14 protein-coding genes are annotated in these 17784 nt (G+C 47.8%); 13 read left to right on the top strand and 1 reads right to left on the bottom strand.

Annotation, left to right across the window (positions count from 1 at the left end; translation table 11 throughout):
• Positions 1-16 precede the first annotated feature (16 nt).
• The 11 genes from B5E77_RS12965 (at position 17) to carB (ending at position 15038) form a co-directional block, all read left to right on the top strand.
• Positions 17-1615, top strand: coding sequence for an MBL fold metallo-hydrolase RNA specificity domain-containing protein (locus B5E77_RS12965; RefSeq protein ID WP_087165774.1), 1599 nt, complete (start codon positions 17-19; stop codon positions 1613-1615).
• Between the two features lie 19 nt (positions 1616-1634).
• A complete protein-coding gene (locus B5E77_RS12960; protein WP_087165773.1) occupies positions 1635-2393 on the top strand; it encodes an N-acetylmuramoyl-L-alanine amidase in 759 nt (252 codons plus the stop codon).
• A gap of 5 nt (positions 2394-2398) precedes the next feature.
• Positions 2399-2974 (top strand): nitroreductase family protein, encoded by a 576-nt coding sequence (locus B5E77_RS12955; RefSeq protein ID WP_087165772.1) that lies wholly within the window; start codon positions 2399-2401, stop codon positions 2972-2974.
• Positions 2975-3247: 273 nt separating this feature from the next.
• Positions 3248-3715, top strand: coding sequence for an Hsp20/alpha crystallin family protein (locus tag B5E77_RS12950; protein ID WP_087165771.1), 468 nt, complete (start codon positions 3248-3250; stop codon positions 3713-3715).
• A 234-nt stretch (positions 3716-3949) separates the two neighbouring features.
• Complete coding sequence (locus B5E77_RS12945) at positions 3950-5413, top strand: helix-turn-helix domain-containing protein (RefSeq protein WP_162609697.1); 1464 nt, start codon at positions 3950-3952, stop codon at positions 5411-5413.
• Positions 5410-9381 carry a leucine-rich repeat domain-containing protein gene (locus tag B5E77_RS12940; RefSeq protein ID WP_087165769.1) on the top strand — a complete coding sequence of 1324 codons (3972 nt, stop codon included), beginning with the start codon at positions 5410-5412 and terminating at the stop codon, positions 9379-9381. Before B5E77_RS12945 ends, B5E77_RS12940 begins: the two co-directional genes overlap by 4 nt.
• Before the next feature lie 293 nt (positions 9382-9674).
• On the top strand, positions 9675-10031 hold the full coding sequence (locus tag B5E77_RS12935; protein ID WP_087165768.1) for a molecular chaperone Hsp90: 357 nt from the start codon (positions 9675-9677) through the stop codon (positions 10029-10031).
• A gap of 17 nt (positions 10032-10048) precedes the next feature.
• On the top strand, positions 10049-10570 hold the full coding sequence (locus B5E77_RS12930) for a nitroreductase (RefSeq protein ID WP_087165767.1): 522 nt from the start codon (positions 10049-10051) through the stop codon (positions 10568-10570).
• Positions 10571-10692: 122 nt separating this feature from the next.
• Positions 10693-11331: a cytidylate kinase-like family protein gene (locus B5E77_RS12925; protein ID WP_087165766.1), complete on the top strand. Its 639-nt coding sequence runs from the start codon at positions 10693-10695 to the stop codon at positions 11329-11331.
• A gap of 21 nt (positions 11332-11352) precedes the next feature.
• Positions 11353-11814 (top strand): D-aminoacyl-tRNA deacylase, encoded by a 462-nt coding sequence (gene dtd / locus B5E77_RS12920; protein WP_087165765.1) that lies wholly within the window; start codon positions 11353-11355, stop codon positions 11812-11814.
• Positions 11811-15038, top strand: a complete 3228-nt coding sequence (gene carB / locus B5E77_RS12915; RefSeq protein ID WP_087165764.1) for a carbamoyl-phosphate synthase large subunit — start codon at positions 11811-11813, stop codon at positions 15036-15038. The genes dtd and carB overlap by 4 nt, the downstream gene beginning before the upstream one ends.
• Positions 15039-15142: 104 nt before the next feature.
• Here the strand turns inward: carB and B5E77_RS12910 are convergent, their stop codons facing one another.
• Positions 15143-15904, bottom strand: a complete 762-nt coding sequence (locus tag B5E77_RS12910; protein ID WP_087165763.1) for a tRNA lysidine(34) synthetase — start codon at positions 15902-15904, stop codon at positions 15143-15145.
• A 177-nt stretch (positions 15905-16081) separates the two neighbouring features.
• On the opposite strand from B5E77_RS12910, the gene cysK reads away from it, so the two are divergent.
• Together cysK and B5E77_RS12900 are read left to right on the top strand one after the other, a co-directional pair.
• On the top strand, positions 16082-17017 hold the full coding sequence (gene cysK, locus B5E77_RS12905) for a cysteine synthase A (protein ID WP_087165762.1): 936 nt from the start codon (positions 16082-16084) through the stop codon (positions 17015-17017).
• 223 nt (positions 17018-17240) lie between these two features.
• Entirely contained in the window at positions 17241-17603 is a 363-nt protein-coding gene (locus tag B5E77_RS12900) for a LysM peptidoglycan-binding domain-containing protein (RefSeq protein WP_087165761.1), read from the top strand.
• Positions 17604-17784 lie beyond the last annotated feature (181 nt).

Here is a 17784-nt window from a genome sequence, read left to right as displayed (position 1 = left end):
ATAAGGAGATGAGACAATGAAGCTGACATTTCTCGGTGCGGCTCATGAGGTTACGGGAAGCTGTCACATGCTGGAGGCCTGCGGCAGAGTGATGCTGGTGGACTGTGGTATGGAACAGGGACCGGATATCTATGAGAATCAGGAAATTCCTGTGGATGCAGCACAGATCGACTATGTGTTTCTGACCCACGCCCATATTGATCATTCGGGGCTTCTGCCGCTGCTCTACAAGCGGGGATTCCGCGGCACCATTTTTACGACCTATGCTACCTGGGATCTCTGCGATATCATGCTTCGCGACAGCGCGCACATTCAGATGTTTGAGGCAGAATGGAGAAACCGGAAAGCCAAAAGAGCCGGGAAGCCGGAGTATGTTCCCCTCTATACGATAGAGGACGCCGACGGCGCCGTAAAGCTTTTCTGCGGCTGTCCTTACGGAGAACGGATTCAGATCACGGAGGAAATCAATATCCGTTTTACAGATGTGGGCCATCTGCTGGGCTCATCCTGTATTGAAATCTGGCTGAAGGAGGGCAGGGAGGAGGTCAAGCTGCTGTTTTCCGGCGACGTCGGCAATGTCCACCAGCCTATTCTGAAGGATCCCCATACTGTGGACATGGCGGACTATGTAATTATGGAATCCACTTACGGAGACAGAAGCCACGGGGAACGCCCGGACTATATTGCAGCCTTAACTCAAATTCTTCAGGAGACCTTTGACCGGGGCGGCAATGTGGTCATTCCCTCTTTTGCCGTAGGGCGCACGCAGGAAATGCTCTATTTTCTGCGGGAAATCAAAAGCAAGGGGCTGATAAGCGGGCATGGAAGCTTCAAGGTCTATGTGGACAGCCCGCTGGCAGTTCAGGCTACGACCGTGTTTAACAAAAATATGTATGAGTGCTTTGACGAGGAGACTCTTGCGATGGTAAACGCAGGCGTCAATCCTATCAGCTTTCCGGGACTGAGGCTCTCTATTACAAGCGACGAATCCAAGGCTATCAATTTTGACGAAGAGCCAAAGGTCATTATTTCCGCTTCGGGCATGTGTGAAGCGGGCCGTATCCGCCATCACCTGAAGCACAATCTGTGGCGTCCGGAATGCACGGTTCTTTTTGTAGGATATCAGGCCGTCGGAACGCTCGGCAGGGCGCTTGTGGAGGGCGCAAAGGAGGTAAAGCTTTTCGGAGAGCCGGTGGAGGTACAGGCCCGGGTGAAGACGCTGGCAGGAATCAGCGGCCATGCAGACAAGCAGGGCCTGATAGACTGGCTGGAAGGGCTCCGCACAAAGCCCCGGCGTGTGTTTATTGTACATGGAGAGGACCATGTCTGCGATTCCTTCGCGGACTGCCTGCGCAGCGAATACGGCTACAGCACAGTGGCTCCTTACAGCGGAGAGAGCTGGGATCTGGCCTCCAACGTCCGCATCGCAGAAGGCAGCCGGGAGCGCGTCCTGAAGAAAACAAAGGCAAGACAGGCTTCTACAGTATACGACCGGCTCGTGGAATGCGGAAAGCGCCTGATGAGCCTGATAGAAAAGAGCAAAGGCTTAGCCAATAAGGATCTGGCGAAATTCGCAGATCAGATTCAGGCACTTTGTGATAAATGGGAAAAATAATGAGGGGAGAATAAAAGACATGGATACAAATGAAAAGCAGCGCCTGACTCCGGAGCAGCGCCGCCGGAAAATGGAAATCAAGAAAAGAAAGCAGAGGGAGCTTAAGCGCAGAAAAAGAAAAAAGAAAATCCTGATCGGAGTGGGAATTGCGGCAGGCGTATTGGTTCTGGCGCTTGCCATCTACCTGATCATAACGCTTCTGGGCGGCGGCTCTCATGAGATTGCCGCTAAGGGTGAGACCTTTGTGATTGCTCTCGATCCGGGACATGGCGGCGAGGATACAGGCATGACAAACGGCGAAGCCGTAGAAAAGGAAATAGACCTTAAGATTTGTTCCAAGCTCAAAATCATGCTGGAAAGCCAAGGCTATCAGGTTGTCCTTACCAGAGAGGACGATACCCGCCTTTCCAAAGAGGAGAGGGTTTCTCTTGCCAACGAGTCAGACGCGGATCTGCTGGTCAGCGTACACTGCAACTATTCTGAAAGCGATGACAGCCTCTCCGGAGCAGTAAGCTGTTACCAGGAGGGCAGCAGCCAGAGCCAGGCTCTGGCAGAAAACATCCAGTCCCATCTGATATCGGAGAGCGGAGCTTCGGATCACGGAACTGCAGCCGGCAGCTATTCCATCCTGAACGACACAGAGATGCCGGCAGTTCTGATTCAGCCGGGATATCTCAGCAACGAATCGGATGCTTCCAGCCTGGCAGATGACAGCTATCAAAATGATGTGGCAAAAGGAATTGCTTATGGAATCATAGCAAGCCTGGACAGGAGGTAAGCAGTATGCTGAAGGAGCTTGTTTTAAAAAACAGAAGCTTCCGCGGATATGACGGAAGCTTCCAGCTGAGCCGTGGGGAATTACTGGAGCTGGTGGATCTGACACGTTACACAGCGTCTACCGTCAATGCACAGCCGCTGAAATATTATATCGCCTGTGAAAGGGAAGAGGTAGAGAAAATTCTTTCTCTGACCTTGTGGGCAAAGGCCCTAAAGGACGTGCAGCTGCCGCATCCCGGCATGGGGCCCTCGGCATTTATCGTCATCTGCCAGGATATGAGCATTGGCTCCGGCACTACCCGGTTTTTGAGGGATATCGGAATCGCGGCTCAGACCATTCTGCTGGGAGCTGTGGAAAAGGGGCTGGGAGGCTGTATGATCGGAAGCTTTCGAAAGCCTGAATTAAAAGAGCTTCTGTCACTGCCTGAGGAGATAGAGCCAAACCTGGTGCTTGCTCTGGGAAAACCGGCAGAAAAAATCGTGCTGACAGAAGTAAGCGCAGATGGAGATACCACATATTACCGCGATGAAAACGACGTCCATTACGTGCCGAAACGGAAGCTGGAGGATTTGATTTTGTAAAACACCTGTTTCATCCGCAGAAAGCGGATATTGGAAGAAAATTGTCAGATATCGTTGTGTGAATATTATATATTGCATATTTAATTTTTCTTTTATATTTAATTTATGGTTTCTTTATAAATATTAGCACTCGTTAATTGACAGTGCTAACAAAAAGGACTATGATACTTATTGTCAAGAGGAAAGGAAAAGAGAACCGAAAGAAAGGGAGCTCTGATCCGGAACCTTAAGACAAAACATAATGTTTATGGTTAAAGAAAAGGAGCGATATATATGTTGACACCGAGCGTATTTGGAAAAGATTTCCTTGATGATTTTGATGACCTTTTTGATTTCCCGTTCTGGGACGATCGCGATATGAAGAGGCTGGAAAAGAAGCTTTACGGCCGCAGAGGCAAGAACCTGATGAAGACAGACATCAAGGAGAGCGACACCGGCTATGAGCTGGAGATGGATCTGCCGGGATTCCAGAAGGATGAAGTAAAGGTAGCTCTGGAGAACGGATATCTGACCATCAGCGCCGCAAAGGGCCTCAACAAGGACGAACAGGATAAGGACACTTCAAAATATATCCGCCGGGAGCGTTATGCTGGAGCCTGCCAGAGAAGCTTCTATGTGGGCGACGCGGTAAAGCAGGAGGATATCAAGGGCGAATTTAAGCATGGTATCCTGAAGCTGACGATTCCGAAAAAGGAAGCAAAGCCGGAAGTGGAAGAGTCAAAATATATTACGATTGAGTAATGGGAGGCACAGACCGTGCGGAACGGCTGATTGAATCCTCATAAATATGAAGCAGGAGCCCGGAAGAGTAAAGCAGCTGCCTTACTCTTCCGGGCTCCTGCTTTTTGCGCGCTTGCTGAAAGCTGGCATGTGCCAGATGTGTGACACAAAAAAATCATTTGTATTCACACTTTTTATGGAAAAATTATGATATACTTGGCACTACATGAGAGTTCTGAAATGGGGGGGATGCTTTTGCAGTTATTCAGCGAATATCTTAAAGAGCTGATCAAGAAAAAGGGGATGACAGTTTCGTCTTTGTCGCGGCTTTCTGGTGTGGAACGTACAACTTTATCAAAAGTTCTGACAGGACAGCGAGTGCTTCCATATGATAGTTTGGAACTGCTCGCATATCACCTGCGTCTGACTCTGAACGAAGAAGAACGGTTCCGGCAATATTACGATATGCAGTTCGAAAAAGGAGAAAATCTCAGAGCCAGGGAAATGATATCCGAGCTGTTCGCCGATTTGGCAAATCTGAATTTTTCTGCTCCAGCCTTTGAGGAAACACGACTGCTTATGTCGCTGAACGCCTATGCTGGCGGACGAAGTATTTTTTCAGGAAATACTAACGTTCAGCCTTTGTTAAGAGGCGTACTGGCAGAAGAGATTGCACGTACAGACGCCAGAGTAGAATTAACGGTGCCGCCGTCCGCGGCATTTATCAACGATGAAATTCTGCGCTTATACCTGAACGGGAAGACACCGGCAATCACACAGATTACCATGTTTGCTTCTGTTGGCATGCCCGATGAGATCAGTATTCATAATCTGGGCTGTTTTCAGAAAATACTTCCTGTCTGTCTGCTTTCAGCACAGAAATATCATCCTTATTATTACTATGAGGAAACAGATCGTACCAAATATATGGATCCATTCCCATATTTCCTGCTTACACATACCTGCGTTGTCTGTCTCTCAGAAGACTGTACCCAGGCCATGCTGCTGAGAAAAGAAGATCAGGTTTCCCAGTATCACAGGCATTTTCAGATGCTTCTGTCCCGATGCCGAAGTCTGATCCAATATACCTCAAATCCTCTGGAAATTCTGAATGCTTATCAGACATGTACAGATTCAGACGGGTTTTATATGATCATGGACCAACCTTGTTTTGGCCGTTTTTATACGGAAGAAGCTGTTAATCAATTCTGCCGGGAGGAACTTCCGTTTTACGAACAAATTGTAGAAGCTGCGCAAAGGCGTTTCAGGCTTCTGCGATCGGTTGAAAAGTTTTATACTCTGTTTTCCGCATCCGGTATTCAGCGTTTTGCCGAGACAGGTACACTGGACGATTACCCGGTAGCTGTAGTCAGCCCTTTTCCGCTGGAATGGCGTATTCAGCTGCTGAGGAAAATGGCAGAAGGGATTCGCTCCGGTGAAGTGACGGGACGCCTTTTGGAACACGGAGTATTTCCAGATTATCTGAGCATGTGCACATCCAGAGAATCCGGCGTGGGATTTTTTACAACAGAGCAGTTTCCATTGACAGAAGGCCTTTGTTCCGTGCAGATACGGGAACCCGGATTATGCCAGGCATTTCATGACTGGCTGATACATCTGCCCGGAGGGGAAAAAGTCCTAAGTACTGAGGAAACAGCTGATTTTTTAAAAGCAACAGCCGATAGACTGGCTGCTGAAGAAAGAGGGAGTAAGAAATGAAAAGAAGAATTTTTAGCGTCTGTCTGGTATGTTCCCTTGTTTTGGGAATGAGTGCTCCGGCAAACGCGCAGGAAGCAGTTTCTCTTCAGGAGATAACAGAAACATCGGATTCTGAAAATCTTACCGAAACAGAACCGTCAGATTCCTCAAATACAGAAGAATCAGGAGAAAATACTGGTTCGTCTTCAGAAGAATCAGAAACGATTTCTGATTCCGAGACTTCCGAAAAGTCAGAAAAGGACAACGCACCTGTTATACCCGAAACTGTTGTTCTGGAAGATGAAAACAGTGATCAGTTCCCTGTGCAAAATGTGGAAGAAGATGTAACAGAGTCTGCGGAAGAAACTGAAGGAACTGAAACCGGATCAGGTAATGAGGATGAGCCTGAAACTCCCCCATTTTCCGGAGTCTGCGGAGCAGACGAGGATCATGCGAATCTGACCTGGGTTTTTGATGAAGCGACTGGAACGCTTACTATCAGCGGAACAGGGGAAATGGATAATTATACAGCCCCCTATAAAGATCCAGATCCTGTATTCCTTTTAGCGGATGAAACTTCTTCTGAGAATGAACAGGATGAAAATACTGGAGAAGAGGATGAGAAAGATGAATATTTACCTCCCTGGGAAGTTCTCAAGGAAGATATTTTCACAGTTATTCTGGAAGAAGGTGTCACTTCTCTGGGAAGTTACGCTTTTTATGAATGTACTGCTCTGGAAAGCATTCTTCTTCCGGAATCATTAATGAAATTAGGAGAATATGCATTTTCGGGATGCTATCAGCTGAATTTTGTAGAGATTCCCTCAAAAATCACGAGTATTCCGGAAGGAATTTTTGAAGCTAATGAAGCGCTTTCTGATATTTCGCTTCCTGGTACAATCACTGAAATTGGAGCAAAGGCATTCGAATACTGTGGATTTACACAATTTAAAGTTCCGGAATCCGTAAAAACGATAGGGGAATATGCATTTTATGATTGCTTACAAATGAAAGAAGTTTTTCTGCCTGAAGATCTGGAAAACATCGGAGAATGGGCTTTTGCTTCTACTGGTCTTATACAAATCGAAATTCCTCAAAATATCACTGCCCTGAAACGTACATTTACTAACTGTGAGAATTTAGAGCAGGTGATTCTGCCACACGGATTGATCACTTTAGGAAATGAAACCTTCTGGAAATGCAGTAGCCTGAATACAGTCACTCTGCCAGACAGTGTTCAGGAAATAGGCTTTCATGCATTTGCCGAGTGCACCAGCCTGGCAGACATTCATCTTTCAGCAAATTTAACAGTGATAGGAGATGGAGCTTTCTACAAATGTATAGCGCTTAGAACGATTGAAATTCCTGAAGGCGTTACCCTAATCGAACGCGAAGCCTTTCGGGATTGTGAAAATCTTTTTTATGTAAATTTGCCTAGCAGCGTAAAAATCATAGAATACGATGCGTTTGGCAGTACAGCAATTGAGAACATTGATTTAAGCTATGTAACGGACCTGGGAGACCTGGCATTTGCCGGCTGTAACCAGCTGAAAAGCGTTCAGCTGTCTGACCAGCTGACAGAAATCAAAAGACGTACTTTTATAAACTGTTCTTCCTTGACAGATATTAATATTCCAGACAGTGTTACATCAATCGGGGAAGGTGCATTTATGAACTGTGACTATCTCCCGTCTGTAGATCTCCCAGATGGGATTACGAGCATCGGAGATAGAGCGTTTGCCGGTTGTATTCGAATGAAAGAAATACATATGCCTGCTAATCTTACAGAGCTGGGAGAATGGGCTTTTACGGAGTGCGGCTTCCTTACAGAAATAGAAATACCGGAACAGGTTACTGTATTGAAGGAAGCTGTTTTTCAAAACTGTTATGATCTGGAGAACATTTCTCTTCCCAAAGGCCTGAAAACCGTTGAAGCCTATGCTTTTGCAAATTGCCGCAGTCTTACACGCGTCTATTACGGCGGTCTTTGCGCAGAATGGGATGCGGTTGAAATAAATGGGACGAGCAACAGTGAGCTCGAAAATGCCCTGATTTACTGTGCAGATGGGTATTACGGGGTGGATATTCCGGACAGGCAGCCGGGAACGATCGATATGGTGTTTTTTCATACGATAGTGAATCCTGAATCAGAAGCGCTTCCCTTGTATTCATCGCCGACTGTAAAAATATATCCGAGCGGCTCCTGGTTCACAGATAACAGTGACTTAATCAGGGGGCAGACAGGAGAAGAATATTTACATGTAGCAGTTAAGATTTTGGCAGAAGATGGATCAGAGGTGTATCGCTATATCAAGCCGCGATATACGCCACAACAGGAACTGTATCCTGACAGCTTTGATGAAAGGCAGTTTATTTCCTTTAATATGACACCTGGCGATTTACAGCAGCCCATACTGCCAAACCAAACCTACACACTGCAAATTTGTTATCCGGAAGATACTGTATTAGGTGAATATAAAGTTCATTCTGCCCGTTATCAAATGACGACTGTGGGGAACCCCGATGAAGAAATTCCCAAAGACATGATTGATGACATGTTCGGAAAAGAAAGAAGCAGAGAACTGAGAAAAAAGGTAAAGAATCCAATAGGCTCCACTGGACAGTGCTTTGGTGTCTCTCTTGTATCTTCTCTTATGAACGAGGGCGGCTCCTTGAGTGTCGATCTGCTGGATGGCTGTGCAGTTTTGGATCAGGCTCGTCTTAATACAACTATGTCCAAAACTTCTACGGAAAACTTTGGGACTCTGATTATGGAAGCCCATTTGCTGCAGTTCATGGAATCTATTCAAAAAGAATTGGCGGATAATAAAGGTAATTATACCGGTCTTATAGATGAAATTCAGGGATTTAAACAAGGAAAAAACGCCATGCCGCTTATTTACATTACAGATCCTAAAGGTGTTCAGCACTGTCTGCCTGCATTTGACTACAACATTGATGGAACTATTCTTTACATAAATGCTCAGGAAATTAACATTACGGGAAGAATAGCTGAACTCAGGATTATAGACTATACTGATTCAGATAATGCCAGCTGGATGTATACGAACAATTCAGTATACCACGGGGAATCCGATACTTTCAGCTGGGTTTCAGCCAGTGGTGTAAAAAACGACGGGCAGCAGCATCCTCTTCTAAGCACTCAAAAAAATTACATTGCTGGCTCCTTTGGTATAGACAGAGTCAATATTATGCATATAGCCAATGATTCAGAAGGTACAGAACTTTTCAACACCGGCGTGGTGCTTTCCTGGATTTCGGGAACTGGTGCAATGGAGTTTAATAATATTTCTGATGACGTATCGGTGGCCGATGACGATGGAATCTTTGTCATCACCAGAGGTGAGAAAGGCGCTATCGCCATGAAGGAGAATGAAATCCAGAATATTTCTGCAAAGGGAGAGAAGATTACTCTTTCACACCAGATTATTATAACCAGGCCAGACGGCACGGATCGTCTCGTTACTGTAGGATTTACAGGAACACCAAAGGTGGATGGTGGAAGCGTAATTCTAACCTATGATCCGGACAGCAACAAGACAAAAATAGATGGCGCAGGAAGCGGAACAGTGAAGGTTTCTTATGGAACAGAAGAAAATCTTGCGGAGAATGCTGTCTGGACAGAAGAAATAACAGAAGATGGTACAATTTCTATATCTGCAGATGGGATGGAAAATCCGGATATTCAAATTGCAAATACCGGGGAGCATCCAGATAATCTGCCGGACGAAAATCCCTCTGACACGGATAGACCTTCCAGCGAAGAAGGCTCCGATTCTGGTACTTCGAACGGAAGCAGCAGTTCGTCAGTCAGCTCGTCCTCTGGATCCGATACAACAAAGGCTGGAAATGCGGCCACCGGCGATTCATCACCTGTGCTGGCTCTTGTTGTTACAGCTTTTACTGCAGCCACTATTGCAGGATGTATTATCATAAGAAACAGACGTGTGAAAAAAGAAGTGAAGTAACAGCATTAAACCGGTTTTGAAACTGAAAAATTTTACAGTTTCAAAACCGGTTTAATTTTGAAGAAAAATTATTATACACAGTCAGAACAGAGCACCAAAGCTGCTGGAAGATAAGATACCTTTACCAGCTTGGAGTATGACTCAACAAATAGATTTTCATTTCCAAATCCGTCTGGATTATGCTATAATGGAGCCAGGCTGAGGAAAAGCTGAAGAAAAGCCCGCTGGGATTCTTCCAGACATTTTTCTTCGGAAATTTCTGTCAGAATATCAAAGAAAAGGAGCGGTTTTGCATGGATAAGCAGGTACTTGATTTTGTAACAGAGCAGACTCACGCCCTGATCGCAGCTCCCAGCTGCTGCAAGGAGGCAAAGGAGGCAGCTCAGAGCTGGCTTGCAGCTGTGGGCACAGAAAAGGAAACGGAAGAGACAAAAAAATATATTGCAGAGCTCGAGGAGGATCTGGTTTCTATCGATGCGCTGATCGGACTTGCAGAATCTGAGATGGGCGCTAAAATCTTTGGTGACAACGCAAAGAACGTGGCTGAGGAGGGACGCAAGGCAAAGGCTGCCGGAGCGAAGAACTGCTTTTGTGACGCCTGCAGAGCTGTGGAAGCGATTCTATCCAAAAAGAATGAAATGCTGGCATAGAGGATAAGGAGGCTTTTATGGGCGAGACATTGAAAACTATCAGGGAGAGAAGAAGCGTAAAAAGCTATAAGCCGGATATGGTTCCGGAAGAGATTGTTCAGAAGATCGTAGAAGCCGGAACCTGGGCTCCCAGCGGAATGGGGAGACAGTCCGCAATCATCGTGGCTGTCACCAATAAGGAATTGCGGGACAGGCTTTCCCGCATGAATGCCGAAATTATGGGGACCAGCATCGATCCCTTTTACGGTGCGCCTGTTGTGCTGATTGTACTGGCGGATAAGCGCGTGCCCACACACGTATATGATGGTTCTCTCGTGATGGCAAACCTGATGCTGGCAGCTCAGGATCAGGGGATCGGAAGCTGCTGGATTCACCGGGCAAAGGAAGAATTTGAAAGCGCAGAAGGGAAGGAGCTTCTGAAGTCTCTGGGAATTGAAGGAGATTATGAAGGAATCGGCCACTGTATCCTCGGCTATCCGGAAGGAGAGCCAAGAAAAGAGGCTGAGCGGAAGGCTTCTTACGTGTATTATGCCAGATAATTTCGGCTGTTTTTCGAAGAAATCAGGAAAGAACAGGAAGAATTTTGCGAACTTCCGGTTTTCTTTTGGTTAGATATGTTGTATAATATATACAAGAAATACTGGAAAGGAGACGGAGGTATATGGCAAATAATACAATCATCACAATTGCCCGCCAGTATGGAAGCGGTGGACATGATATCGGGAAAAAGCTTTCGGAGGAGCTGAAGATTCCTTTCTATGACAAAGAGCTTCTGGAGCGGGCCGCAAAGGACAGCGGATTCTGCCAGGAGATATTCGAGAATTACGACGAGAAGCCGACAAACAGCTTCCTGTATTCTCTTGTTATGGATACCTATTCCATGGGATATTCGACAGCCGCCTTTGCGGAGATGCCTTTGAATCACAAGATTTTCCTGGCACAGTTTAATGCAATTAAGGATATTGCCAAGGAAGGCCCCTGCGTAATCGTAGGACGGTGTGCAGATTATGCGCTGGCAGATTTCCCGAATGTAGTCAATGTCTATCTGTATGCGGATATGCAGTCCCGTATCGCCCGGATTGCCCGCCGTCATGATGTGACAGATTCCAAGGCAAAGGATCTGATTCAAAAGACGGACAAAAGCCGTGCCAGCTACTACAATTATTATACGAATAAGAAATGGGGCGAAGCGACAGGCTACGATCTCTGCCTGAATACAGCCAGTCTCGGTATTGACGGAACCATTCACATGATCCGGGAATTCGTGGCTTACAAAGAAAGGGATCACGAAAAAATCTGACAGACAGCAAAGGAATCGCAGATGAAGCTTGTAATACAAAGAGTTTCCCGCGCATCGGTGACGGTGCGCGGGAACGTGATAGGCCGCATCAGCCAGGGCTATCTTGTTCTGGTGGGCATCGGTCAGGGAGACACAAGAGAGGACGCAGACCGTCTGGTTCGCAAAATGATCGGCCTGCGTATTTTTTCGGACGAAAACGGGAGGATCAATAAATCGCTGAAGGATGTGGACGGCCAGCTGCTGATGATATCGCAGTTTACGCTGTACGCAGACTGCAGACACGGCAACCGGCCCGGATTTACAGACGCGGGCGATCCGGAAGCAGCCAGAGAGCTGTACGAATATATGATAGCATCCTGCCGCCGGGAGATTCCTGTGGTTGAGCAGGGAGAGTTTGGCGCCAAAATGCAGGTAGAGCTGGTCAATGACGGCCCCTTTACCATAATATTGGATTCAGAAATGTACAGGGAGAAGAAAAAATGAGTAAAAGACAGGACATCCACAAGGTATTGATTATCGGTTCAGGCCCCATTATCATTGGTCAGGCCTGCGAATTCGATTATTCCGGCACCCAGGCCTGCAAGGCTTTGAAAAAGCTGGGTTATGAGATTGTACTCGTAAATTCCAATCCGGCCACGATCATGACAGATCCGGGAACGGCCGATGTCACCTATATTGAGCCGCTGAATGTGGAACGGCTGACACAAATCATTGAAAAGGAAAGGCCAGACGCGCTCCTTCCGAATCTGGGAGGCCAGTCCGGTCTTAATCTCTGTTCTGAGCTTTCAAAAGCCGGTGTACTGGACAAATATGGCGTAAAGGTTATTGGCGTTCAGGTAGACGCTATTGAACGCGGCGAGGATCGGATTGAATTTAAGCATACGATGGACAGCCTTGGCATTGAAATGGCACGCAGTGAGGTGGCCTACAGTGTAGATGAGGCAGTGGCTATCGCAGAAAAGCTGGGTTATCCGGTAGTGCTGCGTCCCGCATATACCATGGGCGGCGCAGGCGGCGGCCTTGTATATAACGTAGAAGAGCTGAAAACAGTCGTTGCAAGAGGCCTGCAGGCCAGCCTTGTGGGCCAGGTACTCGTAGAAGAGTCTATCTTGGGCTGGGAGGAGCTGGAGCTGGAGGTAGTCCGCGACAGCAAGAACAATATCATTACCGTATGCTTTATTGAAAATATCGATCCTCTTGGCGTACACACGGGCGATTCCTTCTGTTCCGCGCCCATGCTTACGATTCCGGAAAACGTCCAGAAGCGTCTCCAGGAAAAATCCTACAAGATTGTGGAAGCAATTCAGGTCATCGGCGGAACCAATGTACAGTGGGCCCACGACCCGGTGACAGACAGAGACATCGTCATCGAGATCAATCCCCGTACCTCCCGTTCCTCTGCTCTGGCATCCAAAGCAACTGGCTTCCCGATCGCACTGGTTTCCGCGATGCTGGCCTCTGGTTTGACACTGGATGAAATTCCCTGCGGCAAATACGGAACACTGGATAAGTATGTGCCGGACGGAGATTATGTGGTAATCAAGTTTGCCCGCTGGGCCTTTGAGAAATTTAAAGGCGTGGAAGACAAGCTGGGCACGCAGATGCGCGCCGTAGGTGAGGTCATGAGCATCGGAAAGACCTATAAGGAAGCCTTCCAGAAGGCTATCCGAAGCCTGGAGATTGGCCGCTACGGCCTTGGCTTTGCGAAAAACTTCCATGATAAGACAAAGAAAGAGCTCCTGAAGATGCTGGATGTAGCTACAAGCGAGCGTCAGTTTATCATGTATGAAGCTATCCGCAAGGGAGCCACCACAGAGGAGCTTTATGAGCTCACCAGGATCAAGCCTTACTTCATCGATCAGATGAGAGAGCTGGTGGAAGAGGAGGAGGAGCTTCTGAAGTCAAAGGGAAGCGTTCCGTCTCCGGAAGCTCTGAAAAAAGCAAAGCAGGACGGATTCTCCGACCGTTATCTGGCTCAGATTCTGGAGGTTTCCGAGGATGAAATCCGGAAGGCCCGGACAGAGATCGGTGTGACTGAGGCCTGGGAGGGCGTACATGTAAGCGGCACAAAGGACAGCGCTTATTATTATTCCACCTACAACGCGCCGGACAGAAGTACCGTCAATACAGACCGGCCCAAGATTATGATTCTGGGCGGAGGCCCCAACCGAATCGGCCAGGGAATTGAATTTGACTACTGCTGCGTACACGCGGCCATTGCTCTGAAAAAGCTGGGCTTTGAGACGATCATTGTAAACTGTAATCCGGAGACTGTGTCTACAGATTATGACACCTCAGACAAGCTGTATTTTGAGCCCCTGACGCTGGAGGATGTATTAAGCATTCACGAAAAGGAAAAGCCTGTGGGTGTGATTGCACAGTTCGGCGGCCAGACTCCCCTGAACCTCGCGGCGGATCTGGAGAAAAACGGTGTGCGCATTCTGGGAACCAGTCCGGAGATTATCGATCTTGCGGAGGACCGGGATCATTTCCGGGCTATCATGGAAAAGCTGGGAATTCCCATGCCGGAAGCCGGCATGGCAGTCGATGTGGAAGAAGCTCTGGAGATCGCTGAGAAGATCGGTTATCCTGTTATGGTGCGTCCTTCCTACGTGCTGGGCGGCCGGGGTATGGAGGTCGTTCACGATCCGGAAAGCATGAAGGAATATATGCGGGCCGCTGTCGGCGTGACTCCGGACCGTCCGATTCTGATTGACCGCTTCCTTCATCACGCGATGGAATGCGAAGCCGATGCCATCTGCGACGGAACCCATGCCTTTGTGCCGGCCGTCATGGAGCATATTGAGCTGGCCGGCGTACATTCCGGAGATTCCGCCTGCATTCTGCCTTCCCTGAATATTTCTGAGGAAAATGTAAGGACTATCAAAGAATATACAAAGAAGATTGCGGAAGAGATGCATGTCTGCGGCCTGATGAATATGCAGTATGCCATTGAGGACGGCAAGGTATTCGTGCTGGAGGCAAATCCGAGAGCCTCCCGTACTGTGCCGCTGGTATCGAAGGTTTGTGATATCCAGATGGTGCAGCTGGCTACTCAGGTTATCACAGAAGAGCTGACCGGAACTCCGTCCCCCGTACCGCAGCTGAAGGAAAAGAAATTCCATCATTACGGCGTAAAGGAAGCAGTCTTCCCGTTCAACATGTTCCAGGAGGTAGATCCGCTGCTTGGACCGGAAATGCGTTCTACAGGCGAGGTGCTGGGACTGGCCTCCAACTTCGGAGAAGCCTTCTACAAGGCTCAGGAAGCCACTCAGACGCCTCTGCCCCTTGAAGGAACGGTTCTGATCAGCGTAAGCGACCGCGATAAGCCTGAGGTGGTGCAGGTTGCCCGGGGCTTCTACGAGGACGGCTTCAAGATTCTTGCGACAGGCCGCACCTGTGATATGATCCGGGAAGCAGGGATTCCTGCCGAAAAGATCAAGAAGCTGCAGGAAGGCCATCCGAATGTATATGATGTCATTGCCAACGGCCAGATCCAGCTGATCGTCAATACGCCTTCCGGTAAGGAAAGCCGTTTCGATGACAGCTATATCCGCAAGGCTGCCGTAAAGGGTAAGATTCCTTATATGACCACCATGGCGGCGGCCATCGCTACGACAGAAGGCATCCGCAAGGTAAGGGAAAAGGGCGGCAAGCTGGAAGTAAAATCTCTGCAGGAATTCCACAGCGAGATAGAAGAGGCCTGAGAGCCAGGGCCGCAGGGCTGAAGCACATGCAAAAAGAATTTCCTGGATATAAGAAGGGAGCGTTCTCCAAAATCAGCGGAGAATGCTCCCTTCTTATATGAATATTATGGTTTGGAATGAAATGGATTCCGAAGGCTCTGGATATATTCCAGCTCTCGGTAGGGACTGTAAATTCCATCCACAACAGCCCGGAACATCCGTTCCTTGGCGCCGGGATTTTCACGGCAGAGCTTCTGCAGAAGCTCTTTTGCATATTCCCGCTTGGTATGTCCGTCCGCAGGACAGGGGCTTTTGCAGACGGGAAGCTGGTATTTATGCTGAAATCCGATGACATCCGCTTCGTCCACGTACATCAAAGGCCGGATTACAGTCAAATCCATACGGTCCAGATAAGTGACCGGGGCAAAGGAATGAAAACGTCCCTCGAAGATCAGGGAAAGCAGCATGGTTTCCACCACATCATCCTTATGGTGGGCATAGGCCACCTTATTGCAGCCGGTTTCCTTGATTGCCTGATTAAGCGCGCCCTTTCGCATTTTTGCGCAGAGAGCACAGGGGCTGCTTTCTTTTCGGACATGAAATACAACCTCATAAATATCTGTTTTTACGATTGTATAGTGAACATTCAGCTCTCTGCAGAGAGCCTGAATCTGGCTTAAATCAAAGTCCGGAAAGCCCAGATCCACCGTAATCGCCTCGATCTCAAAGGGCGCGGGATAGAAACGGCGTAATCCGTGAAGGGCATAAAGCATCGTAAGGCTGTCCTTTCCCCCAGAGATGCCCACAGCGATTTTATCCCCAGGCTCTATCATGTGAAAATCATCTACGGCACGTCTCGTATAGCTTAAAAGCTGCTGCAGCTTCATATGATTCCTCCCTTTTCTGATTCTGAAAATCCTGTATCCTTGTCAGCTTAAGGTACACCTTTTCCATTATACCTGCATGAGGAGGGGCTGGCAAGAAAAAGATGAGCCGTTGACTTTTTTGTTCTGGAGCGGTAAGATACCCTTAAATAAAATTGGAGAAAAGGAGATTATCAGAATATGGCAGTTATTTATCATAATATCATGGAGCTTATCGGAAATACGCCTCTGGCAGAAGTGGAAAACATCGAGAAGGAGCTTGGACTTTCTGCCTCCGTTCTGGTTAAGCTGGAGTATCTGAATCCATCAGGCAGCGTCAAGGATCGTGCAGCAAGGTCCATGATCGAGGATGCAGAAGATAAAGGACTTTTAAAAGAGGGGGCCGTGATCATAGAGCCCACCTCTGGAAATACAGGCATTGGTCTGGCCGCCATTGCCGCAGTCAAAGGCTACCGCATGATATTGACGATGCCAGACACGATGAGCGCAGAGCGCAGAAATATTTTAAAGGCATACGGTGCAGAAATCGTGCTGACTCCTGGCTCTGAAGGAATGGCTGGCGCTATCCGTAAAGCGAAGGAGCTGTCTGCAGAGATTCCTGGCAGCTTCATTCCCGGACAGTTTGACAATCCTGCCAACGCGGCAGCTCATAGAGCCGCGACAGGTCCGGAAATCTGGAAGGATACAGACGGACAGGTGGACATCTTTGTGGCAGGCGTAGGGACAGGCGGCACATTGACAGGAGTGGGAGAGTACCTGAAGGCCCAGAAGCCGGACGTTAAAATCGTAGCTGTAGAGCCGTCAGATTCCCCGGTATTATCCCAGGGCAAAAGCGGTCCTCACAAGCTTCAGGGAATCGGCGCGGGCTTCATCCCGGCTGTACTGAATACAGAAATTTATGACGAAGTCATCCCTGTAAAGAGTGAAGACGCTTTCGCCGCAGGCCGTCTTCTTGCCAGGAAAGAAGGAATCCTGGCAGGGATCACATCAGGCGCCGCGCTTTGGGCGGCCCTGGAATTGGCCAAACGGTCCGAAAATAAGGGGAAGACCATCGTGGCTCTTCTCCCTGACTCCGGCGACCGGTATTATTCCACGCCGCTGTTTACTGCCGAATAAATCCCTTTATTGCCAGGGACCGCGTGCGCGCTTGCGGTCTCCCTATTCTATGTTGTGTTCTCAAAACAAAGCTCTTCGAAAATCGAACACATTTTCCGAACATATGTATTGACAAACGAATGTTCGTGTTTTATAATACATTCATAAGAACAGTTGTTCGTTTCTATTGAGTCAGATTATTTGAGGACATGTCTGGAGAACATGTTTTGGGGAGGCACATCTTATGTACGAAAGAAAGAATGCTTACGCGAGAAGAAGGCAATACAGAAGACAAAAGAACCTGATGATCCTGATCTCATCCCTTTGCCTTGCTTTGGCCCTGGCGATTCTTTTCGGCAGCTTTCTGTCAGAAGCCGAGGCAAAGGAACCAGAGGTCACATATTACAAATATTATGCCAATGTAGAGATTCAGCCCGGAGATACCATCTGGGAGCTGGCAGATGATTATATGGATGAACAGCATTATGAATCCCGCGAGGCTTACATTCGTGAGGTACAGGAATTAAATTCCCTGGCAGATACGGATTCCATCGTTTCCGGACAATATTTAATTCTTCCATATTATTCGACAGAATATAAGCTGTAATCGAGAGATTGCAGCTTTCTTTTTTAATCTGTTTTGCGGTTCCTTCGAGTGATCGCTGATTGGCATGCCTGTTCACGCAGGAAGATAGGCTCAGAGATCTATACGACAAATCCATGTTTTTCTCATAGATTGACATAAAAAGCACCGGATGCTATACTTATCCTATAGGCTTTTACACAAC

This window comes from Lachnoclostridium sp. An131, from assembly GCF_002160825.1.
Lineage (GTDB): Bacteria > Bacillota > Clostridia > Lachnospirales > Lachnospiraceae > Laedolimicola.
Note: the sequence above shows the minus strand (reverse complement) of the source record. Positions and strands in the feature narration are given on the sequence as shown.